The following is a 23,283-nucleotide window of genomic DNA, read 5'->3' as shown; positions in this document are numbered from 1 at the left end:
GCCGGCGGGGGGCCCCGATGGCGCCGCGGCGCCCGATCTCACCGGTGCGCTCGAGCACCGAGAGCATGGTCACGTTCGCGATACCCACCCCGCCGGCGAGGAGCACGATCACGGAGATCACCACGAAGATGAGGTTGACGTCCGCCTGGACGTCGGCCGCCAGGTCCGAGCGTCCCTGCGGTGCTGCCACGCTGACGGTGTCCGTGGCGTCCGGGGCGAGCGCCACCACGGCCTGCCCGGCCACCTGCGGTCCGGCGCCGATCGCGATCCGCGCCTGCAGCTCACCCGGGGTGGTGAGCGCGTGGTCACGGCGGGCCGCTCCCGTGGGGATCACCACGCTGTCGAGCAGTTCGGCGCGCTGCTGCACGCCGTCGAACACCCCCATCACGGCGTAGGGCAGGCCGTCGATGAAGATCGAGGGCTGGGAATCGACCCGCGTGATCCCGAGGCGCTCCGCGAGACGCTGCCCGAGCATCGCCACCCGGTCCTGCCGGGCATCGTGGCCCTCGTCGAAGAGCCTCCCGTGGACCACGTGCCCCTCGGGGGTGTCGACGAGACCGGCCGCCGCCGCGAACACCCGCGGCGCGGCCGTGCTCGGAGCGGACGGATCATTGACCGGCTCCGCGGTGACGGTTCCCTCCTCCAGCCCCACCTCTCCCACGAGTGCCGCCCGGTCCACGCCCGCGAGCAGTTCGACACGCTCCACGGCGTCCCAGGGCAGCCGGGCGGTGGCCACGCTGTTCCCCTCCGCAGTCCGTGCCTCCGCGGGGGAGGCGACGAGCTGCGTGGCGGCGAAGGCGTCGAACTGCCGGGCGAGCTGACCGGCGGTGGTCTGCGCGAAGCCGATGGTGGCCACGAGGGCGCCGATGCCCAGGATGGTCCCCGCGAGAGTCATCAGGAGCCGGCCGGGACGCGTGCCGATGTCCGAGATCGCCTCGAGGAGCAGATCCAGGAAGCTGAACCGGTCCGCCGCGGGTACGGGTACCAGCAGGTCCTGACCCTCCGGTGCGTCCGCCTCATCGAGCACCGTGGTGGGGGCCCCCGAGGAGCGACGTGCGCGCCTGCTCACGATCCCACCACGCGTCCGTCGGCGATCCGGATGCACTGGGGCGCGCGCCCGGCCACCGCCTGGTCGTGCGTGATGATGATGAGCGCCAGGCCGTCGGTGACGAGTTCCTCGAACAGGTGCATCACGTCCGCGGTGGTGACCCCGTCCAGGTTGCCGGTGGGCTCGTCGGCCAGGAGCAGACTGGGGCGCGTCACCACGGCGCGGGCCACCGCGACCCGCTGGCGCTCGCCGCCGGACAGGGTGCCGGGCAGGAACCCGATCCGGTGCGTCAGGCCCACTCGGTCCAGGGCCTGACGGGCGCGGTCCTCGCGCTCGGCACGCGGTGTGCCGCTGTACAGCATGGGCAGCATCACGTTCTCGAGCACGGTGCGGCGCGGCATGAGGTGGAACGCCTGGAACACGAACCCGATGCGCTGCGCGCGCACCGCGGCACGGGTGTCCTCGTCCAGACTGCCGGTGAGGTGACCGTCGATGCGGTACTCGCCCACGCTCGGCCGGTCCAGGAGCCCCAGGATGTTGAGCATCGTGGACTTCCCTGATCCGCTCGGACCCACGATGGAGACGTACTCGCCGTCGTTCACCGTGAGGTTGACGCCCTTCAGGGCCTGCACCTCGGGGGGACCGGGGAAGGACCGCGTGACGTCACGCAGTTCGACCAGCGGCGTGGTCACCGGCCCACCACCACGAGGTCCCCCTCGGACAGCTCGCCCTCGAGCGGTGTCACCTCCACGGCGCCGGAGGTCGCCAGCCCGCTGCGCACGACGACGAGGCGCGTGGCAGCGCGCTCGCCCTCGCGGGGATCGCCCTCGGAGACCTCGACGCGGGTCTCACCCCCGGGACCCGCGGTCAGCGCCGCGAAGGGCACCGAGAGCACGTCGCCGTCCGTGGCACCCACCGCGATCGATACCCGCACGTTGGAGCCCTGGAGCTCCTGGATCTGCTCCGGGGTGAGCGGGTCGGGTTCCAGCTCGATGGTCCAGCGCGAGGTATCACCCTCACCCGGGCCCACGGCGAGCACCGTGGCCTCGTGCGGCGCACCGTCCGGCAACTCGAACGTCGCGCGGTCCTCCGCCTCCAGCAGACGGGCGTCCGCCTCCGCGGCCGAACCGCTCAGCCCGAGCGTCGCCCCCGAGACCGTCATGGCCGCGCCCTCGAGGATGCTCCCGCGCTCCGCCGTGACCGCGTCCACGCGGCGCGGCAGATCGGCCAGGAACAGCACCTCGCCGGCCGGCAGGGACGGCAGCGCGGCTTCCTCGGCACGCGCCAGTTCCTCCTGGGCCTGCGTCAGCTGCACCAGCGCGGCGTCCACCGCCGCCCGCTCCGTGGCATCGGTGCGGTCCGCGCCGAGCTCCTGCCGCTGCAGCTGGGCGAGCTCCAGGGTGTCGAGGAGGTTGCCGAGCTGCACCGGATCCTGCGGATCGGCGCTCCGGGCGGCCTCGAACTCGCGGCTGGCACTCGCGATGGCGTTGTCCGCCTGTCGGATCTCCACGGGGGTGGCGCCCACCGGGGTGGTCGCGAGGTCGTTCTGTGCAGTGAGGAGTCCCTGCTCCGCCGAGCGGACGAACTCCTGGGCGGCACGCAGCGATTCCTCGCTGCCCTCCTCGGAGTCCGGGGTGGCGTAGCCCACCCGTCCGTAGAGCGCCTCCACCGCGACGGCCGCTTCCACACCGAAGACGGCGTCCGCGGGGTCCCCGGCATCGAGGCCGAGTGCGCGCATGGCGGTCTTGAACTGCACCACGTCCGGGCCCTCCACCCCGAGCCGGAGCGTGCGGTACGCGGGGAGCTCCCCGGGCAGCACGATCACGGGGCGGCCCGCGATCTCCAGGGCGATCGATGCCTCCCCGAGCTCCGAGCCCTCCTCGGGAACCTGCCCGGTGACCACCGCCACCCCGGGAACCGTGCTGGTGTCGATGCGCACCTCCACCGGATCGGCGTAGGCGACCTCGCCGCGGATGGTGACGTCATTGCTGAGCGGGCCGAACTCCACGGGTACGGTGACCAGTCCCGGCGTCGGTGGTTCGGTGCCTGCAGCCGCATCGGCGGGGGAGACCACGAACCGCCCGAGGAGCAGCCCGGCCACCAGGCCGAGCAGGGCCACGGCCGCGACGATCCACAGGGTCCGGTTCTGCCGGTAGACCGCTGCCCCGCCGGCGAGGAAGGACCCCCGGCGGCGTCTCTCCTCCGGCGCATCCTCGGGATCGTCGAGGATCAGGTCCAGGCCCTCGGTGGGTGGTGTCCCCTCTCCCTGCTCCACGGGTCGTGCGCGTCGACGACGGAGACCGGCCACTCAGCGCCCCTGCTCGATGTCGGCCTTCAGGGCCTCCAGCTGGTCCTGGTGGTCGTCCACGAACTGCTGCTCCTGCTCGAACTGGACCTCCTGCTGCCGCTCCCGGTAGTCGGTCTCCTCCCGGCAGTCCAGGTCCGCGAGGGCGAGCTCGATCTCCTTCTCGCCCAGGTCCGCCATGGCCGCCTCGTCGGGCATGACCATCTCCTCGGGCGCCGCCCCCGCACTGCTCTCGTACAGGGCGTTCGACGCCTCGTTGATGCTGGTCTGCGCGTCGTACTGGGCGGAGAATCCCGGATGGCCGGCGTCGGACATGCAGGAGGACCACGCGGCATCGATCTCCGCGAGTTCGGGGGAGTCCATGGTGTTCTGGTAGAACTCGTCCATCGCGTCCATGAGGGGTTTGTGCTCCTCCGTGGAGAAGGGATCCTCACCACCGCCGCGCTCGTTCTCGGCCCATCCGAAGCAGCCGGCGGTGGTCCAGTCGTACTCCATCGGCTCGTCCGACATCATGGCTTCCTCGTCCGGCATCGGACCGTGCAGGGCCTCGAAGAAGGCGGTCTGCTCCGACTCCGACAGGGACTCGATGTAGTCCTGGTTGGCGTCGACGTACTGCTCCTCCTCCGGGACCGGCTCGTCCCGGCCCGGGTAGTTGATCATCCCGTACCCGTACTGGGCCACCCATTCCCGGGAGTCCGGTTCCCACTCGCCCCCGCTCATGAACGAGGCGTTCTGCACATTGGGGATGTACTCGAAGCCCTCCTCGGTCATGCACTGCGCCACGAGCTCCTCCCGCTCGCGGTTGTCCTCGCGGAACTGCTCCTCCTGCTCCTCGGGGCTGAGGTCACCCCCGTAGGCCGCGGAGAAGTACTGCGTCAGCGGGGACTCCTCGGCGGTCGTGGTCTCCTCGGACGAAGCACATCCCGCCAGCAGGAGGGAGCCGCCGAGGGAGGCGCAGAGCACTGCGGTGAGAGAGGGCGAGAGACGCATGGATTCCTTCTTCCTGAGGGCGGGACTAGTGCATGCTAGCCCGCCGGGAACGTGTTCCACGTCATACCTCAGGACGACTTCCTCCGCTGCACCGTCACGGTTTCATCACGGCTCCGTCACGGCTCCGCCATGGTCTCGTCATGGTGCAGCGGATCCGCCCGGTCAGGAACGGGTCCGCGGCGGGAGAGGGACGCGGTCCAGGTCCGCCGCCGCGACGACGTCCGCCGCCCCCGCCGTCGCCCGGGCCTGCTCCGCGAGCACCCCGACGTCGTCGTACCGCGACGAGAAGTGCGTTATGACCAGCCTGCCCACCCCGCCCGCTCCCGCGAGCGATCCCGCCTGCCCGGCGGTGAGGTGCAGGTACTGCGCCGCGAGCGGTGCGTCCCCGTCCGCGAAGGTGCTCTCCGCGACCAGCAGGTCGGCGCCGTCGGCCAGCTCGTACGCGCCGTCGCACGGTGCGGTGTCCATGACGAACGCGAACCGCCGACCGCGCCGGTGCACGCTGACGTCCTCGAGCCGGACGTCCCCGAGCCGCCCCTGACGGACCAGCCGCCCCACCGCGGGCCCCTCGATCCCCGCGGCGGCCAGCAGGTCCCGCCGGAAGGACCGCCCGTCGGGCTCGGTGACGCGATAGCCGTACGCCTCGATGCGGTGATGCAGCGGTTCGACCTCGAGGCCGTCCGCGATTACGCCGGCCGCACCGTGCGGCACGAGCCGCAGATCGAGTCCCGGTGTGGCGAGGGAGACGAGGGCCCGCACCACGTCCTCGCCCGATGCCGGGTAGTGCAGGTGCACGGGGTGCCGGACGCCGTCGAGCACCATGCGGGAGAGCACACCGGGCAGCCCGAAGCAGTGGTCCCCGTGCACGTGCGTGAGGCAGATGCGCGTGATCCTGGACGCGGACACGCCCGCGTGGATCAGCTGGCGCTGCGTCCCCTCGCCGGGGTCGAAGAGGATGCCCTCCTGCTCCCACCGCAGGAGGTACCCGTTGTGGTTGCGGGTACGGGTGGGGACCTGGGAGGCGGTCCCGAGGACCACGAGCTCACGCATGGCACCAGTCTGGCACCGGCCGGGCACGTTCTACGCTGGGAGCATGAGTGCTGCTGCGGACTTCATCGATGAGGCCCTGCAGTACGAGAGTTCGTGGGAGCGGGCCGAGGAGTACGAGCGCTCGTGGGGAGAGGTGCTCACCTACTACGGGGCCTCCGTGGGCGCCGTGCGCGGCACCGTCCGCAATGCGATGCGCAAGTTCCCCGACCAGGGGCACGACGATCTCACCGCCCTCGCCTCGGAGCTGTGGTCCCGCCCGGTGTTCGAGCGGCGCCTCGCGGCGGCGGTGCTCCTGCAGTCGGCCGCCCGGGCCCCGGGGGCCACGCTGCGCGCCTCGGCCCTCACCCGGATCGAGGGATTCCTCCGCTCGGCGGGGATCCGGGACCGGGGGGCCCCCCCCGCCGTCGACGTGGTCGGGGCGCTGCTCCCGCGCCTGGGGACGGCCGATGCGGCCCGGGCGCGCACGGTGCTGGAGCGCTGGGCCGCAGCCGAGGACGCCTGGCTCCGCCGGGCCGCCGTGCTGACCCATCTGGCGGCCTTCCGTGCAGGCGACGGCGACGACGCGCACCTCCGCCGGACGGTGCGGCTCGGCGCGGGAGCGCGGCGGGGGCGGGGGCCGGGGGGGGGGGGGGCCCTGGCCCTGGTGCGCGGGGCGGCGGGCACCGGGTCCTGGGCCGGGGGCCGGCTACCGGAGGTCGATGGTGCGGGGGGGTCTCCCGCGGGGCGCCGGCATCAGGGGGTGGATGCCCATGAGGCCGAAGCCGTAGCGCCTGACCCGCCGCATGGACGTGGCGACCCGCAACCGGTTGTCGATGCGCACGGCACGGTGGCCGAGCGTCCGGGAGACCCGCACGGAGAACTCGATGTCCTCGTCGCGCGTGTCGATCGAGGTGCGGCCGATCCCCCCGCTGGCCAGGTACGCGGTGGAGCGCACGGCCATGTTGTGCCCGGCCACCGCACGCAGGTACCGGACGTTGAGGTGCTCGAGGGACAGCATGATCCTCAGCAGGACGAGCGCCCCCGGCATCAGGAGGTGATCCCCCCAGCGGAAGTCACGGTCGCGGAGCGGGATGCTGGTGCCACCGAGCAGCTGGACCTCGGGATGCGCGCGGAACACGTCGCGGATCCGTCGCGCCCAGTCCGGCTCCGGCGCGCTGTCGCCGTCGGTGCGGGCCACGAGGTGGACGCCGTCGGCGATCGCCGCACGGAACCCGGTGTCACTGGCGGCACCGGTACCCTTCTGCCCCTCGTGCAGCACGTGCACGGGCAGGTCCGGATGAGCGGCCGCGAACCGTGCCACGCGTTCGGCGGTGTCGTCCGAGGAGTTGTTGTCCACCACGTACACCCGGAGGTCCCCGCGGTCCTGCTGCCCGTACAGGGCCTCCAGGGTCCGGGCGATGCCGGGTTCGTTGAACACGGGGACGACGACGGCGAGGGGGGTGGCGGAGGATCTACCGGTCGGCTCGCTGTCGGTGGGGGTCATCCTCCCACTCTAGGCCGCCCTGCTGCACGGGCCGTCCTGCCCGCGAGCGGGGCGGGCGTCACTCGAGCGGCTCGACGTGTCCCGTCCCGGCGCTCGCCGGTGCCGCCCGGAGCCGGGCGTCCTCCGCGGTCAGCTTCAGGGCCGCGAGTCTGCCTTCCAGGAGATCTGCGGCGCGCTGGTGACCGGCGGGGCCCAGGTGCACCGTGTCGGCGAGGAGGTCCTCCAGGCCGTAGGTGGTCAACCAGTCCCCGGTGGAGACGAACGGGATGCCCCGCAGCTCGGCGAGCCCGCCGAGGAGCGCGTCCACCTCCGCCCGCCGGCCCCCGCCGTCGGCGGTGCTCCTGCTCAGGGTGCTGATCATCACCATCCGGGAGTGCGGGTAGGTGCGTTCCATCGCGAGGATCAGCCCGTTCGCACTGGCGAGGATCGCGTCGTCGGAAGCACCGGAGCCGGCGTCGTTGCCGCCACCCTCGAGCACGATCAGGGCGGGATCACCGTGGGGGAGTGTCCACGCACCGGAGGTCAGGGAGTCGTAGTAGTTCGATGCTCCCGACTCGTTGGCGGCCACGAACCCTGTGCCGCCGGCTCCGGCGAAGCTCACCGAGTATCCGAGCTCGCGCAGGGCGAGCTGCGGCCAGGTGTCCTCACCCCCCGACTGCGAGTCGCCGATGAGCACCGCCGTGCGCCGGATGTCGGGGACCACCACTTCCCGACGGCCCGTGATGGAGTTCTTCGCGAAACTGCCCACGGCGAGCTGCGTGGAGGTGGCCGGCGCCTGTCGTAGGGCGCCCGGCGCGGGCGCCTGCCGTGCCGGGGTCCGCGGACCCGCATGCGGTGCCGGGCGTAGGACCTCGTGGACGCGATGCGTCGCGACGTCGGACCCGGGGGCGGCGCCCCCGAAGGCGCCCGTCGTGTCCGGCTGCTCCGTGGCGGAGACGGGAAGGGTCCCACCGGCCAGCAGCACCAGTGAGAGGAGGGCGATACCGGCCCTGCGCCGACGTCCCGACGGCCTGTTCGATCGTGACCTGCTGCTCATTCCCACCCGTTCTCGCCGTACCCCCGATCGGCGTCGTCCATCAGGCTACAAGGAGGTGCGCACGGGACACGGGACCACGGGTGGAAACCCGCGGAAACCACGGTGAATCCTGACCACCGTCCTGTGCCGGCGGCGGGGACGACGAAGCCCCGCCGGATGGGATCCGACGGGGCCCGGTCAGTGGAACCGGAGGAATCCGGGGCCGCTAGTGCACCGCAGCCGGGGTGTCCGCGTTCTCCTCGGGCTTCCGCACGAAGAACGAGGTGATCACGGCCAGCACGAAGATGATGGCGCCGTAGAGGAACGCGGCACGGATACCACCGGCCATCGCCGGGAGCTCCGCCACGCCGTCGGCGGCGAGCGCCGCGCCTTGGAGGGTCATCACCGAGATGAACAGGGCCGTCCCGGCGGCGCCGGCCAGCTGCTGCGTGGTGCCGAAGACGGCGCTGCCGTGGGAGTACAGTCGCGGCTGCACCGAGCCGAGGGCCGAGGTGAGCAGGGGGGTGAAGATCAGGGCGAGGCCGATGCTCATCACCACGTGCGCGGCGAGGACCGACCAGGTGGACGTGTTCTCGGTGACCCGGGTCAGGGACCAGAACACCGCACTGACGATGAGCGACCCGGGTACCAGGAGCACGCGCGGGCCACGGCGGTCGTAGATGCGCCCCACCACCGGTCCCAGCAGGCCCATGATCAGACCGCCGGGCAGCAGGAGCAGACCCGACGCGAAGGGGTCCAGGCCCAGGACCTCCTGGACGTAGATGGGGATCAGGATGATGGACCCGAAGAGGGCCATCATGGTCACCACGATCGCCACGATGGACACCGTGAAGTTGCGCGAGGTGAACACTCGCAGATCCAGCAGCGCGGCGTCACGGCGCTGCAGCAGCAGCTGACGGGTGATGAACAGTGCGAGGAACACGATCCCGGCCACCAGCGGGAGCATCGGCGGGATGCTGCTGCCCTCGGAGGCCTCGCCGAGCTGGCTGAAGCCGAAGATCAGTCCACCGAAGGCCAGTCCGGAGAGGAGCACGGACAGCACGTCGATGGAGGACTGCTCGGGTGTGGTGACGTTCTGCATCTTGGCGTAGCCGATGCCGAGGGCGGTCAGCGCGATCGGCAGCACGAGCCAGAAGATCCAGCGCCAGTCGAAGGCGCTGAGGATGGCCCCCGAGATACTGGGACCGAGCGCGGGCGCCACGGCGATCACGATCGAGATGTTCCCCATGATCTTGCCGCGCGATGCGGGCGGCACCAGGGTGAGCACCGTGGTCATGAGCAGCGGCATCATGATGGCCGTACCACTGGCCTGGACCACACGGCCGGTCACCAGCATCCCGAAGCCGGGGGCCAGGGCACCGATCAGGGTGCCGATGCTGAACAGCGTCATGGCGGTGATGAAGATGGGGCGGGTGTTGAAGCGCTGCAGCAGGAACCCGGTGATGGGGATGATCACGGCCATGGTGAGCAGGAAGGCCGTGGTCAGCCACTGACCGGTGCTGAAGGAGACGCCGAGGTCCTCGGACAGCCGCGGGATGGCCACACCCATGATGGTCTCGTTGAGGATCACCACGAAGGCCGAGATGAGCAGCAGCGTGATCACCAGCTTGTCCCGTGCGGGGAGGGGGCCGTTGCCCGGGGTGCCGGGGTTCCCGGCGGTCTCGGTGACTTCCACCTCCGGCCCGGCAGGGGCGGGGGGGCCCGGCGGGGGGTTCGACACGCGCGACGAAGGACTGTTGGTCATCAGGTTCCGCTCAGTTCGAAGTACTGAGGCACTCACCGGATCGCTGTGCCGGTGTGCCATGGTCATACCGGGGTGCTGCAGGGCAGACCCCACCAGTGGTGCTGAACCATGCCTCGTCGCACTCTATTCCGCCGTCCGTCCTACGGGGTGACACCTGCTGCGTGCCCGGACGGACGTGGCTGGTCCTGCCGGGAGCGTGGGGAGCGGTGCCCGATCGGTGCTATGACAGTGGTGGGCCGCGCCGGGTCCACCACGGCTCGACGAAGGAGAAGCACCATGCCCGATGCCTATTACCGACACCTCGGAGGCGGGAGCTTCGAGTCCACCCGGCACGCGCAGGGCGCCTGGAATCCCTCCGAGCAGCACATGGCGCCCGTCTCGGGTCTGCTGACCCGGTGCCTGCTGGACCATGAGCCCCGCCCCGGCCTGCAGCTCGCGAGGATGAGCTTCGACATCCTCGGGATGATCCCCGGCGGCAGGTTCGAGGTGCACGTGGAGGTCATCCGGCCGGGCCGCACCATCGAGCTGCTCGAGGCCCGCATGGAAGCAGGCGGGAGGACGGCCGTGGTGGCACGGGCCTGGCGCCTGAGCACGCAGGACACCGCCGGCGTCGCCGCCGTCGAGGACCCCCGCATCCCTGGGCCGGGGGACGCCGGCCCGCACGAGGGCATGACCGCCTGGCCCGGGGGTTTCATCGAATCGCTCGAGGTCCGGGTGGTACCGGGGCACCGGGCAGGCCGGGGTCAGGTGTGGCTGCGCACCCCGTACAGCACCGTGGAGGGGCAGGTGAGCCCCGACGTCGTCCGCCTGGTGGGCATGATGGACGCGGCGAACGGGATCGCGGCACGCGTTCCTCCGGGTGGTGACAGCTGGATGTTCCCGAACGTGGATCTGCAGGTCCACCTGCACCGCCTGCCCGAGGGCGAGTGGCTCGGACTCGACACCCGCGTGACGTTCGGTGCCCACGGGGTGGGACTGACCTCCAGCGTGGTCCACGACCTCGCCGGTCCTTTCGGTCGGATCGAGCAGATCCTCACCGTGCGGAAGCTGTGACCTCTCGGTCGGGCGCGCCGGGGCGGGTCCCCGCGAGGCGGCGCAGAGCATAGCAAGGACGCCGGTGCGGTGCTCGATGGTCGCATGGGGTGCCACGAGCGCGTGCGGCTCACTACTCTTCGGGGAGGGCGTCCGTGCCACGACGGACGACGCCGAGTGCAGCACGAGCGAAGGAGCAGGCACATGGAGTATCGGAAACTGGGCAACAGCGGCACCTCGGTGTCCCACCTCGCCCTCGGCACCATGACCTTCGGGGCGGAGGCGGACGAGGCGGCATCCCACGCGATCCTGTCCGACTACGCAGCAGCGGGCGGCAACCTGATCGACACCGCGGACGTCTACTCGGCCGGGGTGTCCGAGGAGATCATCGGGCGCTGGCTCTCGAAGAACCCGGCCGAACGGGACACCATGGTCCTCGCCTCGAAGGGTCGCTTCCCCATGGGCGACGGCGTCAACGACCTCGGACTCTCACGCAGGCACCTCCGCCGCGCACTCGACGCCTCCCTCACCAGGCTCGGCGTGGACCACATCGACCTCTACCAGGTGCACGCCTGGGACCCGCTGACCCCCCTCGAGGAGACCCTCGGCTTCCTGGACGAGGCCGTGGTGCAGGGCAGGATCGGCTACTACGGGTTCTCCAACTACACGGGGTGGCAACTCACCAAGGCCGTGATGACGGCACGGCAGCGCGGCTACTCGGTGCCGGTGACCCTCCAGCCCCAGTACTCGCTGCTGGTCCGTGAGATCGAGGCGGAGATCGTCCCCGCCGTGCTCGACGCCGGCATGGGGATCCTGCCCTGGTCCCCCCTCGGGGGCGGGTGGTTGACGGGCAAGTACTCGAGGGACACCGCACCGACGGGCAGCACCCGCCTCGGCGAGAACCCTGCACGTGGCATGGAGGCGTGGGAGAAGCGCAACGCGGAGGAGCGCACCTGGCGGATCGTCGACGCCGTCACCGGGCTCGCCGCCGAGCGCGGCGTGAACGCCTCGCAGGTGGCGCTCGCCTGGGTGGCCGCGAAACCCGCGGTGACCTCGGTGATCCTGGGGGTGCGCTCGCAGGACCAGCTCGCGGACAATCTCGGTTCGGCCGGTCTCACGCTGACACGGGAGGAGCTGGACCGCCTCGACGAGGTCAGCGTGCCGACCTTCGGCGACTACCCGTACGGCGGACCCGGCACCGAGCAGCGGAGCCGCAGGATCGACGGCGGCCGGTAGGTCCCGGCCCTGTGCTCCGCCCGGAGCACGGTGCCTCCGTGCCCGGAAAACGTTTCTTCGGGGAAAACTGACGGGAATGCGGTGTCCGTCCTGCGGTACGCGCTCCTACCATGGGTACACGATCCCGAGGACGTCGACCCCCCGCAGGGACCGTGGCGGAGCCTGCGCGACGACGTCGCCCGGCTCCTCCGGCGCGGGAGGACCACCGCGCCGGCCACCCGTCGGGGGAACCGCTCCGAACACCGGGGTGGAGCGGGGCCCGCACGGCCCGCACCACCCGATTCCTCCCAGGAGACCTGAGACACGTGACCAGCAAGCTCGCACCACCCACCGCCGAGGACTACGTCCGTGCCACGGAGGACGCCTTCGGCAGATGCCCCAGCTACAGCGGGCTGCGCCTGAGCTCCGCCGAGGTCCGCCACGGCTGTCTGAGTGTGCGGTTCGAAGGGCCGGTGGGGGACTTCCGGGGACCCTATGGGGTCAGGGTGGTCCTCCCGGCCGACGACGAGGTACGGGGATGGTCCGCACGGGCGGACCCGCTCGGCGAGTGGGTCACTGCGGCGGTGCTGAGACGTACCCTGGATGCCCACGCGCAGAGCGAGCACCAGGCCCGCGGCTACACCACCGACGACGTCTGGTGGCTGCTCGACGACTCCGCGCCGGGTCGGGGCCCCGCGACGGATCAGCCGCCGGCCTGACCCCGGTCCCGTCCGCCCGGCCGGTGGTGGTGCCCGCCGCCCGGTCTAGGGGCCGACCTCGGATGCGAAGACCACCATGTTGCGGGTCCAGTGACCCCGCGACGGATCGTACTCGCCGTCGCACGTGATGAGCCGCAGCTGGGCGTCCGGGGTGGGGCCGTAGATCTCCGAGGTGGGGAAGGAGTCGGTCCGTTCGGCCGAGATGGTGCGGTCCACCGCGAACGTGGCGCTGGTCCCGTCCGCCCGGTCCACCGACACCAGGTCACCGGGTGCGAGTGACCCCAGATCCACGAAGACCGCCGCATCGGTGGGTCCCACCAGGTGACCGGCGATCACCGCGGGGCCCCGCTCGCCCGGTACCGGACTGCCGTCGTACCACCCGGCCGCCTCCCAGGCCACCGGGGGCTGCAGGGCGTCGTCCGCGTCCACGGACAGGACCTCGAGGGGCGCATCGACGCCGATGGACGGGATGCGCACCCTGGTGGGGGCTTCCGTGGTGACGGGGACCTCCACCGACGACGTCGGGTCCTGGATACGACCGGCGGCCGCCGCCGCCGCGGACGATGCGGCGGGTGACGTGGCGGACGATGTGCTTCCGGTGCCCTCCGGCGTCGGGAGCGGGGCGTCCGTGCGCGGGGTGGCCGAGGGCGGCGCGGACGCGGGTGCGGCGGCCGCGGCAGCGGTTCCGCCGCGCGGGTCCTCCGGCGGAGCGGTGGTCTCCGCCCCTCCCGCCGCCCCGCACCCGGTGAGGGCGCCCACCAGCAGGGCGCCGAGCACCAGCCGGTCGAGGCGTCGGGCTTCGCTGCCGTGGACCATGCCTGGTCCTCCTCTCATGCGGCGGAGGGCGAGCAACCGCCCAGGTCGTCGGTCTCGAGCATCAGTCGTCCCAGGGTGATCCACGCGGCACCGTAGTAGGTGGGGAACTGCTCGTCGAGGGACACGGCGAGCCGTACGTCGTCGTCCGCGGCACGCCGGTCGCCGTCGGCGGTCCGTGCTGCGGCCCGCGCGAGGTACCCGAGGGGGTGCTCGTCGGGGTTCACCGCCGTGCCGCCGAGGTCCAGGGCCGCAGGTAGATCCTCCTGGCGGGTCAGGGGCGCAAGCACCGCGGCGGCGAGGTCACGATCCTCGCCCCTGCACGACTCGGCGTACCGCAGGGGCAATCGCGCGGCGTCGTAGCTGTACCGGACGTCGTCACCCGTGCCGGCCGCCCCGGGCATCGCGTTCGTGCCTCCGTCCGCGGTGATCTGCGCCCAGTCCGGGGGGAGCGGGCTCGCGGCGAGCAGAGCAGCACCGACCGCCGTGGCGCCCTCCTCGAGTTCCTCCCAGCGCGGGTCGCCGGATGCGGCGCCGAGCTGGGCGAAGGCCGCGGGGGATGCGTAGGACGGGTTGTAGAAGTAGTCGGGACCGCCCTGGGCCCACAGCCCGGGCAGCATGATCCTCCCCAGCGGGGTGGAGGCGGTCAGTTCGTCGAGGACCACGTCGGCGAGTGCGAGGCCGGCGTCGGTGAACTCCGGGCGGTCGAAGCGCTCCCCGGCCAGGACCAGGGCGCGTGCGGCATCGAGATCCGCGTCCGACGCCGGTTCGTCGTCCACCACGGCACCGTCCTGCCACCGCCAGGCGAGCAGCCCGTCCTCGCGCACCAGGTTCGTGCGGGTCCAGTCCCAGATGGTGGAGAACCGTTCCTCGTCGTCGGCGCCCACGGCGATCAGCAGGCCGTAGGCCTGGCCCTCACTCACGGTGTCGTTCCCCTGGTCGCGGCGGACCACCCGTCCGTCGTCGTCCACCCAGGTGTCGAGGAAGTCGGCGGACGCCTCCTGCGGGCTCGTCGTCTCCTCCGTCGGCGGTGGAGCCGGTTCCTCCGCCGTGCCCTCCGGCCCGGCCCCCGGGCGCAGGATCCCGGTGGCCCACAGGGCGAGCAGGACGACGACCGCGGCGGCGAGGACGATGCTGAGGACGAGCCAGCGGGGGGTCCGCCCCGATCTCATCGGCGCCGCGCTGCCGCCACCGGGCCACGCCCTGCACCGCGGAGCACCACGAGGGCGATCGCGCCCAGCAGGGCTGTCACCGGTACCACGATCCACCCGGCGTCCACCGGTCCGGCGACGGCCGGTGCCGCACCGGTGTTCGTGCCGCCCACCGGGGTGTCGCTCACCGAACCGCTGTCGGAGATCGCCTTGACGGTCAGTCCGCCGGACGCGTTGTCGAGGACCAGCAGGGTGTTGACGCTCCCCGACCGGAGGTCCACCTCCGCGGAGCTGGTCTCCGAACCGTTCGTGAGTTCGAGGTCCCAGGGGCCGTCGTCCACGGTGGCGTATCCGGTGACCTGGTTCTGCCGGGCGTCCGTCGCGATGATGTCACCCGTGGTGGTGGCGATGTCCACCGACTCCGCCACGGTGCTGGCCTGGAGCACGCGGACCCGGGCCTCGCCGTCCGCCGGGGGAGTGAGGTCGTCCTGGAAGATCTCCGTGGTGAGGTCGTCGTTCGTTCCGAGCACGGCCAGGGTGATGGGCTGCCCGGCCTGCACACGGATCACCTCGCTGATCGCCGGGGCGGTGTCGACGGGGCTCCCGGCGGGCACCATCTCCACGAGGTAGGTCCCCACGGCCAGTCGCACGTAGTCGGAGACGTCGCCGTACGCCACGTCCTCGAGCTCGAGGAGCGTCCGGCCTCCCGCGACGGCCGTGAGCGCCACGTCCACGGCCTTCGTGTCGGGGGACAGGTGTGCCACGCGAGCCCACCCCTCCGACGTCGACGACTGCTCCGAGGCGTTGGACGGGGCGGCCGTGAGGACCAGCGAGAGAAGGACGGCCACCGTGCCGAGCAGGCTCAGGAGCGGACGGTGGGTGGAGCGGGATCGTGGGGTGCGGGATGTCATGGGTGAACTCCTCGGAAGTGGAATGGAAGTGGAATGGAAATGGAATGGAAATGGAATGGAACTGCAGGGCGTGTCACCCCGGCAGGAGTGCCGCCGGTTGGTCGAGGGGGAAGGTGACCAGTACGCCGTCGTCCGTCTCCTGCACCGAGGCGGGTGCGAGCACGGGCTGCAGATTCTCGAACCAGGAGCGGACGGCCGCCGCCCGGGTGGTGTCCTCACCGAGGTCCGTGCCGTCCGTCGCCGAGAGGAGCACCTGGCGTCGCAGGGACCCGTCCTCGCCGTCCCGGGCGGGGAAGGACGCGGTGATGGAGCTGTCCATGGACGCCCGCAGTCCGAGTGCCACAACGATCCGCGCGTCCACCTGCCCGGCCGCGAGCTGTGCCCGCGCTTCGGCGGAGAGATCCAGGGCAGGGTTGCGTGTCAGGTCCCCTCCGATGTCGGCGCGCTGCGCGTCCTGTTCGGCACGCAGCCCGTTCTGCTCCTCGAGACCGCCGGGGTGGATCCGCCGGACATCCACCGTCTGCGGGCCCGTGCCGAAGGACGCCACCACCTCGGAGTTGGAGAGCGCCTGATCCACCTGGGGGAACTGTTCGGGGAAGGTGCGCATGGAATCGGTGGTGATGATGTAGTCGGAGTCACGCCACCCGTTGGGGGACGCCTCCATCACGTCGCTGTCCGTGTCCAGCTTGTAGTACCAGATCACGTTGTCACGGTCGAAGCCGCTGCTGACCAGGTCCACCCACATGGAGTCGTCCACGATCAGGCGGTCCGAGCGCGCCACGTTCTCCTCCACCCATTCCTGCGCCTGCACGCCGGGCCGGTCGAGATCCGCGAGGAGGAAACCCCGCAACTGGGTGGCCCACAGCGGCACGGCCACCAGCGCCGCGATCGCCAGCGCACTGAGGACCGTGACGGACATCAGGAGTGCACCGTTGGTGCCGGAGCGGAGCTGCCGCACGGCCCACCCGGCCGTACCCGCCACGAGCAGCGCTGCGAAGGGCAGCAGCATGATCACGTAGGGGACGGGCAGATAGCTCCCTGGGCGGAACATGAAGGCGACGAGCGCGAGCACCAGGAGAGCGTACGGGCGCAGGGGTCGCAGGAAGAGCGCAACGGCGGCCGCGGCGAGGCCTGCCGTGATGAAGACCGGGTCGAGCTGCCACCACATGGCCAGGGTGCGGTTGATGAGGCTGTCCGGATCGGCGACGGTACCGCTCGATTCGCGGGACGCGAGCTGGAACGCCACCCCGTCGACGAGGCTCACGCGATCCTGGCCGGGGAAGAGCTCGCCGTTGATCGCCGCGAAGAGGAGATAGCCGAGGCCCACGAGCACGAGCATGCTGGCCGCGACGGAGAGCGTGTAGCGGCGCGTCGCCGGCCAGGCCGACCGGTACATCACGTAGGCGAGCAGCGGCAGCGCCAGGAGATAGGTCTCCTTGGTCAGGACGGCGATGCCGAAGAGGACGGCCGCGCCCACGAACTCGGCCAGCTGATGCTTCCTGCTCATCGCCAGGATCAGGGCCCCGAGGAGCCACGGGGTGGCGATGTTGTCCAGGTACACGGTGCGGTGGAACTGCAGGGCTAGGGGGGACAGCGCGAAGAGGAGTGCTGCCGCCGTGGCTGTGCCCCGGGACAGGCCGATCTTCCGTCCGAGGAGCCAGAGCAGTGCCGTGGAGACGAGGGTGGCCACCAGGACGGCCTCGCGTCCCGCCATGACGGCGGTGTCCCAGCGTGAGAACGCCCCGGTCAGGTCGGTGTAGGCGGCGAGCTGGATCCAGCCCAGCGGGGGGTGGTCGTACCAGTAGGTGTAGTGCGCCAGCTCACCGAGGTTCGAGATGGCCCAGGCCTGGGCCACGTACGTGCCTTCGTCGTCGATCCGCTGCGGAGCACCCGCCAGGTTCCATGCCTGCACGATGCCCGTGATCAGGAGGAGGGGAATCAGGTGGAGGGGTGCGCGGCCGTGGATCCGCCGCCACCGGTCCCACCTCCGGCCGAGGGTCCGGCCGTCCGAGGTGGGGGGAGCGGCAGGGGGTGCGGGGGGCGGTGTGGGCCGTTCGGCCACACGTACCCGATCGAGCGAGGTGCTCATGACGATGCTCCTTCCGCGTGCCTGCCCTGCGCGGGCCTCGACGCACCGGCCGCCACCAGCTCACGCTCCTCGGGCCGCACCGGGGCCTCGGTCCGGTGGGCCCCGGAGTGCTCCGTCTTCTCCCAGGAGTTCTCCCCGCGGAGCTGGCGGTAGACCGCACGTACGGCTGCGGCCGCGAGGAAGACCTGGTAGGGGAAGGTCCCGAGGATCAGCCGGACGTAGTCGCGCACCCGGACCTTCCTGCCGTAGAGACGGCCGAACTCGTTCAGTCCGGCGGCTTCCACCGCGAGGGTGACGAGGGTGGGGCCGAGCGGGAGGAAGGTGATCAGCGCCACGACCACCGGGACCTTGGCGAACAGGATGAGCATGATCGACAACGGGATCAGCAGACCCGTGGCGGCCTGCAGGAACGGCATGGCGAGGATGTAGCGTGCGAACAGGCGCTGGCGGGCGCTGGGGAGCTTGCGCCACTCACCCTTGCCCAGCACCTGCAGGAACCCCTGGTTCCAGCGCGTGCGCTGCTTGAACAGGGACGTCAGGGTTCCCGGCGTCTCCTCCCGGGTGACCACCTCGGGGCTGTAGGCCACGGCCACCGTGGCTCCCTGGCTGGAGAGGCGGACGCCCACCTCGCAGTCCTCGGCAAGGCACTCCGCGTCCCACCCCTCGGACCAGTCGAGCCACACCCGCTTGATGAACACGGTGTTGCCCCCGAGCGGGATGAACTTGGCGTTGGCGTGGAAGTGCAGGCGGGAGCGGAACCAGAAGTAGTACTCCAGGACGTTCCGGAGCGACCACCAGGAGCTGTGGAAGTTCATCAGCTGGACGCCGCCCTGCACCACGTCGGCGCCGGTCTCGCTGAAGCGTGAATCCACGAGGGAGAGCAGTCGCGGGTGGACGTCGTCCTCCGCGTCGAAGACACCGATCACGCTGCCCCGAGCGGTGTCGAGCGCCAGGTTGAGCGCCTTGGGCTTGTTCTTCGGGACGGAGGAGTCCACCACCACCTTGATGAGCTCCGGGTGGCGGGCGGCCGCGGCACGGGCAACGGCTTCCGTCCCGGGGTCGTCGTGTCCCACGATGGCGATGACCTCGAAGTCGGGGTGGTCCTGTTCGGCCAGCCGGTCCAGGGTCTGGCCCATCACCTCCTCCTCGTGCCGCCCGGGCACCAGGAGGCTGAACGAGTGGGCGGCGGGGCGAGGGGCCCTGGAGAAGCCCGTGCGCTGGAGACTGTCACGGGACCGCCACGCGTGCAGCATCCACCAGAGCGTGGTGACGGCGATCGCCGTCAGCAGGAGGGCCACCACGATCATGGCCCCGTAGCCCAGCCACTCCCACACCGACCAGTCGAACGGGGAGGATCCGGAGAGACCACCCTCGGATCCGGGGACCGGTAGCTCTCCACGGTTCGGCCCCGCGGGGTCCACGGGCAGGGGATCCTCCGGGAGCGGGGTCAGCAGGGGCGCCGGGTCGGCTGCCCGCACATCGGGAGCGTCCTCTGGTAGGTCCATCGTGGGTTCTCGATCCTTCGGAGCGTGGTCGGGCTGGGGCCGAAGCGCGTACGAGGACGATGACCATGGGACGTCGTCGCCACTTCTACGCTGGGTCCACACGGCGGCTGAGGGAGACCCTGCACGGCTCACATCAGTGCTGTCGGCAGTGACGGCGGTGCGTTGACCCGGAAGGACGATCCGCTGAGACCTGGATCGCCTTCCTCGCGTCCCACGCTAGGGAAGGGCAGGGGCAGATGGCACGAGTAGGCACCACTCGTTCCCGAGCACCCCACGGCCGGAGACGGCCGGGAATCACCGGGTTCCACCGGCTGGAGCCATCCGGGGCGTCATCGGCTACGAACAGCATCACCACCGAGAGCTCCGGGGCGATTGCGGGTACGACGACGGAGGACCCCGCACCCGGTGGGTGCAGGGTCCTCCGTGTCATCCGTTCCGGGTCATCCGCCCGGGATCGGTTCCCGGACGGGTCAGCTCGCGGTCATGGGACCGAACGTCGCGTCGATGTCCGCCATCTCCATGTCGGCGGTGGCCTGGATCAGTGCGAGCAGGTCCGGGTCCAGGCCCGGCGCGAACTCCTCGAGGCGTTCGTCCGCGATCGTGGACGGGACCCCCTCGGGTGCCTGCTCGCTGGCATCCAGCATGGTGCCGTCGTTCGAGGGGGAGAGCCCCTGGTAGATCTTGCCGGCCTCCGACTGCCCCTTGAGATCGAAGGTGTACTGCTTGCTCTGCAGCCCGAGGTCCACGAGCTTCTTGACCTCGGGGAACTTCTCGGCGTTGGTCTTCGGGATGGGCAGCAGGGACTTCCAGTTGACCCCCAGCGTCTCCAGGGCCTTGGCGTAGCCGTTCTCGTGCGCCTGGTCGCGCACGATCAGGTAGGCGATCGTGGAGCGGGCGGTCTTGTTGTCCGTCATCTCGTACATCCGGCACTTCTGCAGGCGACCGGTGGCTTCCAGCATCAGGTTGTAGAGCAGGTCCAGGGGGAGGTTCCCCGAGTTGTACACGTAGCTGCCGCTCCACGGGTTGCCCGCCGAGTCCACGGGCAGAGCACCCTGGGCTCCGACGAGGTAGTGGTGGATGTTGCCCTCGGACAGGGCGAGGTTCAGCGGGATCGAGCCGCCTGCGCCCGGCGTGTCGAGGGGGTCGTCGAGCTTCCCCTGGTACCGGGGGGAGCCGTCGAGCAGCCGCGAGATGGTGGTACCGATCAGCTCCACATGGCTGATCTCCTCGGTCCCGATCCCCTGGATGAGGTCACGGTAGGGCTTCGCCGATGCCCCGCGGAAGTTCATGCTCTGGAAGAGGTACTGCATCATGGTCCGCATCTCGCCGAACTGGCCACCGAGGCCCTCCTGGAGTGCGTTCGCTGCCGCGGGATCGGGCTCGTCGGGGATGATTTCGTTGATCAGTTGCTGGACGTGGAAGAACATGATGCCTCCTCAGGCGTGGCACGGTGCCACCACTGCCCACCCTCACCCACGCCGCGGACGACGGCAATCGTCCCCCGCGCCGCCGCACCCCGATGGACTCCGGGCGCCGACTTTGCTATCCCGCGCCCGGGGGCCCCGGGTCCAGGCCCTCCCCGGGCACTGCCTACGATGGGTCGATGAGCACTCCCTGGGGCGGCGCGGCGGAGCTGGCGCTGGTACTGGATCCATTGTCCTCCGACGCCGCGACGGAGCTCGGCCGCGGGATCTCCCTCCTCCACGAGGTGGCCGCCGGGGACCGGCCGGCGACGCTCCGCCTGTACCGTCCGAGCCCCACCGTCGCCTTCGGCCAGCGTGATGCCCGGCTGGCGGGATTCGGTGCTGCCGGGCGGGCGGCGTCGGCACGGGGTTTCGCCCCGCTGGTCCGCAGGGCCGGCGGGCGTGCCGCCGCCTACCATCCGGGGTGCCTGGTGGTGGACCACCTCGAACCGGCCTCCGACGCCGTCATGGGCACGCGGGCGCGGTTCGCCGCGTTCGGCGCGTTCTTCGCGGACGTCCTGACCGGGCTCGGTCTCGATGCCGCCGTGGGGGAGGTCCCGGGTGAGTACTGCCCGGGGGAGTTCACGGTGCACGGGCGGGTCGGCGGCCTGCCCGCGGTGAAGCTGGTGGGTACGGCGCAGCGGGTGGTCTCCGGTGCGTGGCTGTTCTCGTCGGTGCTGGTGGTCGAGGGTTCCCCGCCCTTGCGGGCGGTGCTGACGGAGGTCTACGCGGCGCTGGGCCTCGCGTGGCGGCCGGCGACGGCGGGGTCGGCCGAGGACCTGGCACCCGGCCTCACCGTCGACGACGTGCAGGGGGCGCTGCTCGCCGCGTACGCGGACGCGGTGCGGCTGGTCTGAACGCACCTCGCCCCGCTGCTCGTGGAACAGCGGGGCGAGGAGGACTGCCGGCGCACGGCGGGGCGGGGCGTGCGGCCGGGCCGGGGGTCAGGGCCCGCGGGCGATCCACTCCTCGAGGGGCGGGGCCTCGTCACCGATGGTGGTGCTGTCCCCATGACCGGTGCGCGCTACCGTCTCCGGCGGCAGGGTGAGCAACCGGGTGCGGATGGACTCGACGATCGTGGGGAAGTCGCTGTAGGAGCGCCCGGTGGCACCGGGTCCGCCCTGGAAGAGGGTGTCGCCGGTGAAGACGGTGCCCGCCTCCTCCAGGTGGTAGCAGACCGAGCCGGGGGAGTGCCCGGGGGTGTGCAGCGCCGTCAGGCGTGCCCCGGCGACGTCGATCACGTCGCCGTCCGCGATGGTGCGGTCGGGGGCCGTGTCCGGGAACACCAGGTCCCACAGCTCCCGGTCCGCCTCGTGCAGGTGGACGGGCGCCTGCACGCTCTCCTGCAGATCCCGGACCACGCGGATGTGGTCGTCGTGGGCGTGGGTCAGCAGGATCGCGCGCACGGTGCGGCCCTTGACCTGCTCCACGATCGCGCCGGCGTCGTGGGGTGCGTCGATGATCACGCACTCCTCGTCGTCGCCCACGATCCAGACGTTGTTGTCCACGTCCCACGTGCCGCCGTCGAGCGAGAAGGTACCAGAGGTGACGAGGTGCTCCACGCGTGCCGGCATCAGAGCTCCACCACCGAGCGCAGCACCGCGCCGCCGTGCATCTTCTCGAACGCCTCGTCCACCTTGTCGAGCGTGGTGCGCTCGGTGACGAAGGCGTCGAGGTCCAGGTTGCCCTGGAGGTAGTGGTTCACCAGCATGGGGAAGTCCCGGCTGGGTAGGCAGTCCCCGTACCAGGAGGACTTCAGTGCACCGCCGCGCCCGAAGACGTCGTCCAGCGGCAGCTCGATGGTCATGCCCGGTGTGGGTACGCCCACGAGCACCACCGTCCCGGCGAGGTCGCGTGCATAGAACGCCTGCGTATAGGTCTCGGGGCGGCCGACGGCGTCGATCACCACGTCCGCGCCGTTGCCGTCGGTGAGGTTCCGGATGCCCTCCACCGGATCGGCCTCCGTGGAGTTGAGGACGTGCGTGGCGCCGAGGCCGCGGGCGAGCTCGAGCTTCCGGTCGTCGATGTCCACCGCGATGATCGTGGTGGCTCCGGCCAGCCGGGCTCCCGCCACGGCGGCAATGCCCACCCCGCCGCAGCCGATCACGGCCACGGAGTCGCCGTAGCCGACGTTGCCGGTGTTCAGGGCTGCACCGATGCCGGCCATCACGCCGCAGCCGAGCAGACCCACGGCCGCGGCGTCCGCCTCGGGGTCCACCTTGGTGCACTGACCGGCGGCCACGAGGGTCTTCTCGGCGAATGCGCCGATCCCCAGCGCGGGGGTGAGCTCGGTGCCGTCCTCCAGCGTCATCTTCTGCGTGGCGTTGTGGGTGTTGAAGCAGTACTGCGCCTCACCCCTGCGGCAGGCGCGGCACTCGCCGCACACTGCTCGCCAGTTCAGCACCACGCGGTCGCCCGGGGCCACCTCGGTGACACCGGCGCCCACCGCACTCACCGTGCCGGTGGCCTCGTGGCCGAGCAGGAAGGGGAAATCGTCCGTGATACCACCCTGCTTGTAGTGCAGATCCGTGTGGCACACCCCGCACGTGATGATGTCCACGAGCGCCTCGCCCGGACCCGGGTCCGGGACGAGGATGGTCTCGATGCTGGACGGGGCGTCCTTCGACCGCACCACGACTCCCTGAACTTTGTGCACCATGATTCTGCCGTCCTTCCGCTGGGGTCGGCGGGACCAGGGAACGGACCCACCTCTGACAGCATATGGGCGG

The 23,283-nt window shown here is 71.2% G+C and carries 20 protein-coding genes and 1 pseudogene; 5 read left to right on the top strand and 16 right to left on the bottom strand.

Going from position 1 to position 23,283, the window contains the following annotated elements; all coding sequences use genetic code 11:
• From AC792_RS09625 to AC792_RS09605, 5 genes are all read right to left on the bottom strand, one after another.
• Positions 1-1,069: ABC transporter permease (locus AC792_RS09625; RefSeq protein ID WP_049830306.1), on the bottom strand; the 1,069-nt coding region annotated here is incomplete at its 3' end.
• Positions 1,066-1,740 carry an ABC transporter ATP-binding protein gene (locus AC792_RS09620; RefSeq protein ID WP_049830305.1) on the bottom strand — a complete coding sequence of 225 codons (675 nt, stop codon included), beginning with the start codon at positions 1,738-1,740 and terminating at the stop codon, positions 1,066-1,068. The genes AC792_RS09620 and AC792_RS09625, both read right to left, overlap by 4 nt.
• Positions 1,737-3,356, bottom strand: coding sequence for a hypothetical protein (locus AC792_RS09615; protein WP_200903392.1), 1,620 nt, complete (start codon positions 3,354-3,356; stop codon positions 1,737-1,739). The genes AC792_RS09620 and AC792_RS09615 overlap by 4 nt, the downstream gene beginning before the upstream one ends.
• Positions 3,357-4,343, bottom strand: a complete 987-nt coding sequence (locus AC792_RS09610; RefSeq protein WP_152916123.1) for a hypothetical protein — start codon at positions 4,341-4,343, stop codon at positions 3,357-3,359.
• A gap of 162 nt (positions 4,344-4,505) precedes the next feature.
• Positions 4,506-5,393 (bottom strand): ribonuclease Z, encoded by an 888-nt coding sequence (locus AC792_RS09605; protein WP_049830303.1) that lies wholly within the window; start codon positions 5,391-5,393, stop codon positions 4,506-4,508.
• Here AC792_RS09605 and AC792_RS16435 point away from each other — a divergent pair.
• Positions 5,299-5,937: pseudogene (locus AC792_RS16435) on the top strand (DNA alkylation repair protein); the annotation flags it as partial. The gene AC792_RS09605 and the pseudogene AC792_RS16435 overlap by 95 nt on opposite strands.
• A gap of 141 nt (positions 5,938-6,078) precedes the next feature.
• On the opposite strand, the gene AC792_RS09595 reads toward AC792_RS16435, so the two are convergent.
• The 3 genes from AC792_RS09595 to AC792_RS09585 all read right to left on the bottom strand — a co-directional run bounded on the left by AC792_RS09595 (position 6,079) and on the right by AC792_RS09585 (position 9,656).
• Complete coding sequence (locus AC792_RS09595) at positions 6,079-6,876, bottom strand: glycosyltransferase (RefSeq protein ID WP_049830301.1); 798 nt, start codon at positions 6,874-6,876, stop codon at positions 6,079-6,081.
• A gap of 58 nt (positions 6,877-6,934) precedes the next feature.
• Positions 6,935-7,912, bottom strand: a complete 978-nt coding sequence (locus AC792_RS09590; RefSeq protein ID WP_049830300.1) for an SGNH/GDSL hydrolase family protein — start codon at positions 7,910-7,912, stop codon at positions 6,935-6,937.
• A gap of 205 nt (positions 7,913-8,117) precedes the next feature.
• Positions 8,118-9,656 carry a DHA2 family efflux MFS transporter permease subunit gene (locus tag AC792_RS09585; RefSeq protein ID WP_082177621.1) on the bottom strand — a complete coding sequence of 513 codons (1,539 nt, stop codon included), beginning with the start codon at positions 9,654-9,656 and terminating at the stop codon, positions 8,118-8,120.
• A 276-nt stretch (positions 9,657-9,932) separates the two neighbouring features.
• On the opposite strand from AC792_RS09585, the gene AC792_RS09580 reads away from it, so the two are divergent.
• The 3 genes from AC792_RS09580 to AC792_RS09570 all read left to right on the top strand — a co-directional run bounded on the left by AC792_RS09580 (position 9,933) and on the right by AC792_RS09570 (position 12,622).
• Complete coding sequence (locus tag AC792_RS09580; RefSeq protein WP_049830298.1) at positions 9,933-10,709, top strand: thioesterase family protein; 777 nt, start codon at positions 9,933-9,935, stop codon at positions 10,707-10,709.
• Between the two features lie 183 nt (positions 10,710-10,892).
• A complete protein-coding gene (locus AC792_RS09575) occupies positions 10,893-11,924 on the top strand; it encodes an aldo/keto reductase (RefSeq protein WP_049830297.1) in 1,032 nt (343 codons plus the stop codon).
• A gap of 305 nt (positions 11,925-12,229) precedes the next feature.
• A complete protein-coding gene (locus AC792_RS09570) occupies positions 12,230-12,622 on the top strand; it encodes a hypothetical protein (protein WP_049830296.1) in 393 nt (130 codons plus the stop codon).
• A gap of 45 nt (positions 12,623-12,667) precedes the next feature.
• On the opposite strand, the gene AC792_RS09565 is transcribed toward AC792_RS09570, so the two are convergent.
• From AC792_RS09565 to AC792_RS09540, 6 genes are all read right to left on the bottom strand, one after another.
• Complete coding sequence (locus AC792_RS09565; RefSeq protein ID WP_049830295.1) at positions 12,668-13,438, bottom strand: sortase domain-containing protein; 771 nt, start codon at positions 13,436-13,438, stop codon at positions 12,668-12,670.
• Between the two features lie 14 nt (positions 13,439-13,452).
• On the bottom strand, positions 13,453-14,607 hold the full coding sequence (locus AC792_RS09560) for a glycosyl hydrolase family 8 (RefSeq protein ID WP_049830294.1): 1,155 nt from the start codon (positions 14,605-14,607) through the stop codon (positions 13,453-13,455).
• Positions 14,604-15,497, bottom strand: a complete 894-nt coding sequence (locus tag AC792_RS09555; RefSeq protein ID WP_049830293.1) for a DUF4397 domain-containing protein — start codon at positions 15,495-15,497, stop codon at positions 14,604-14,606. Before AC792_RS09555 ends, AC792_RS09560 begins: the two co-directional genes overlap by 4 nt.
• Before the next feature lie 73 nt (positions 15,498-15,570).
• Complete coding sequence (locus tag AC792_RS16995) at positions 15,571-17,586, bottom strand: glycosyltransferase family 39 protein (protein WP_049830292.1); 2,016 nt, start codon at positions 17,584-17,586, stop codon at positions 15,571-15,573.
• Entirely contained in the window at positions 17,583-19,091 is a 1,509-nt protein-coding gene (locus AC792_RS09545) for a glycosyltransferase (RefSeq protein WP_235436585.1), read from the bottom strand. Before AC792_RS09545 ends, AC792_RS16995 begins: the two co-directional genes overlap by 4 nt.
• Before the next feature lie 470 nt (positions 19,092-19,561).
• Complete coding sequence (locus AC792_RS09540) at positions 19,562-20,518, bottom strand: manganese catalase family protein (protein ID WP_049830291.1); 957 nt, start codon at positions 20,516-20,518, stop codon at positions 19,562-19,564.
• A 176-nt stretch (positions 20,519-20,694) separates the two neighbouring features.
• Here AC792_RS09540 and AC792_RS09535 point away from each other — a divergent pair, with 176 nt between their 5' ends.
• Positions 20,695-21,411: a lipoate--protein ligase family protein gene (locus AC792_RS09535; protein WP_049830290.1), complete on the top strand. Its 717-nt coding sequence runs from the start codon at positions 20,695-20,697 to the stop codon at positions 21,409-21,411.
• Positions 21,412-21,498: 87 nt separating this feature from the next.
• On the opposite strand, the gene AC792_RS09530 is transcribed toward AC792_RS09535, so the two are convergent.
• Complete coding sequence (locus AC792_RS09530; RefSeq protein ID WP_049830289.1) at positions 21,499-22,128, bottom strand: MBL fold metallo-hydrolase; 630 nt, start codon at positions 22,126-22,128, stop codon at positions 21,499-21,501.
• Entirely contained in the window at positions 22,128-23,213 is a 1,086-nt protein-coding gene (locus AC792_RS09525; protein ID WP_049830288.1) for an S-(hydroxymethyl)mycothiol dehydrogenase, read from the bottom strand. Before AC792_RS09525 ends, AC792_RS09530 begins: the two co-directional genes overlap by 1 nt.
• Between the last annotated feature and the right edge of the window lie 70 nt (positions 23,214-23,283).

This window comes from Arthrobacter sp. RIT-PI-e (assembly GCF_001187915.1).
Taxonomy (GTDB): Bacteria; Actinomycetota; Actinomycetes; order Actinomycetales; family Micrococcaceae; genus Arthrobacter_D.
The sequence above is the reverse complement of the archived record's forward strand: the minus strand, read 5'-3'. Positions and strand labels throughout refer to the sequence as shown.

Coding starts and splice junctions, on each gene's coding strand:
- AC792_RS09535 (WP_049830290.1), top strand. CDS start 20,695: ATGAGCACTCCCTGGGGCGGCGCGGCGGAGCTGGCGCTGGTACTGGAT.
- AC792_RS09525 (WP_049830288.1), bottom strand. CDS start 23,213: ATGGTGCACAAAGTTCAGGGAGTCGTGGTGCGGTCGAAGGACGCCCCG.
- AC792_RS09590 (WP_049830300.1), bottom strand. CDS start 7,912: ATGAGCAGCAGGTCACGATCGAACAGGCCGTCGGGACGTCGGCGCAGG.
- AC792_RS09560 (WP_049830294.1), bottom strand. CDS start 14,607: ATGAGATCGGGGCGGACCCCCCGCTGGCTCGTCCTCAGCATCGTCCTC.
- AC792_RS09585 (WP_082177621.1), bottom strand. CDS start 9,656: ATGACCAACAGTCCTTCGTCGCGCGTGTCGAACCCCCCGCCGGGCCCC.
- AC792_RS09595 (WP_049830301.1), bottom strand. CDS start 6,876: ATGACCCCCACCGACAGCGAGCCGACCGGTAGATCCTCCGCCACCCCC.
- AC792_RS09555 (WP_049830293.1), bottom strand. CDS start 15,497: ATGACATCCCGCACCCCACGATCCCGCTCCACCCACCGTCCGCTCCTG.
- AC792_RS09540 (WP_049830291.1), bottom strand. CDS start 20,518: ATGTTCTTCCACGTCCAGCAACTGATCAACGAAATCATCCCCGACGAG.
- AC792_RS16995 (WP_049830292.1), bottom strand. CDS start 17,586: ATGAGCACCTCGCTCGATCGGGTACGTGTGGCCGAACGGCCCACACCG.
- AC792_RS09530 (WP_049830289.1), bottom strand. CDS start 22,128: ATGCCGGCACGCGTGGAGCACCTCGTCACCTCTGGTACCTTCTCGCTC.
- AC792_RS09605 (WP_049830303.1), bottom strand. CDS start 5,393: ATGCGTGAGCTCGTGGTCCTCGGGACCGCCTCCCAGGTCCCCACCCGT.
- AC792_RS09580 (WP_049830298.1), top strand. CDS start 9,933: ATGCCCGATGCCTATTACCGACACCTCGGAGGCGGGAGCTTCGAGTCC.
- AC792_RS09575 (WP_049830297.1), top strand. CDS start 10,893: ATGGAGTATCGGAAACTGGGCAACAGCGGCACCTCGGTGTCCCACCTC.
- AC792_RS09545 (WP_235436585.1), bottom strand. CDS start 19,091: ATGGACCTACCAGAGGACGCTCCCGATGTGCGGGCAGCCGACCCGGCG.
- AC792_RS09565 (WP_049830295.1), bottom strand. CDS start 13,438: ATGGTCCACGGCAGCGAAGCCCGACGCCTCGACCGGCTGGTGCTCGGC.
- AC792_RS09610 (WP_152916123.1), bottom strand. CDS start 4,343: ATGCGTCTCTCGCCCTCTCTCACCGCAGTGCTCTGCGCCTCCCTCGGC.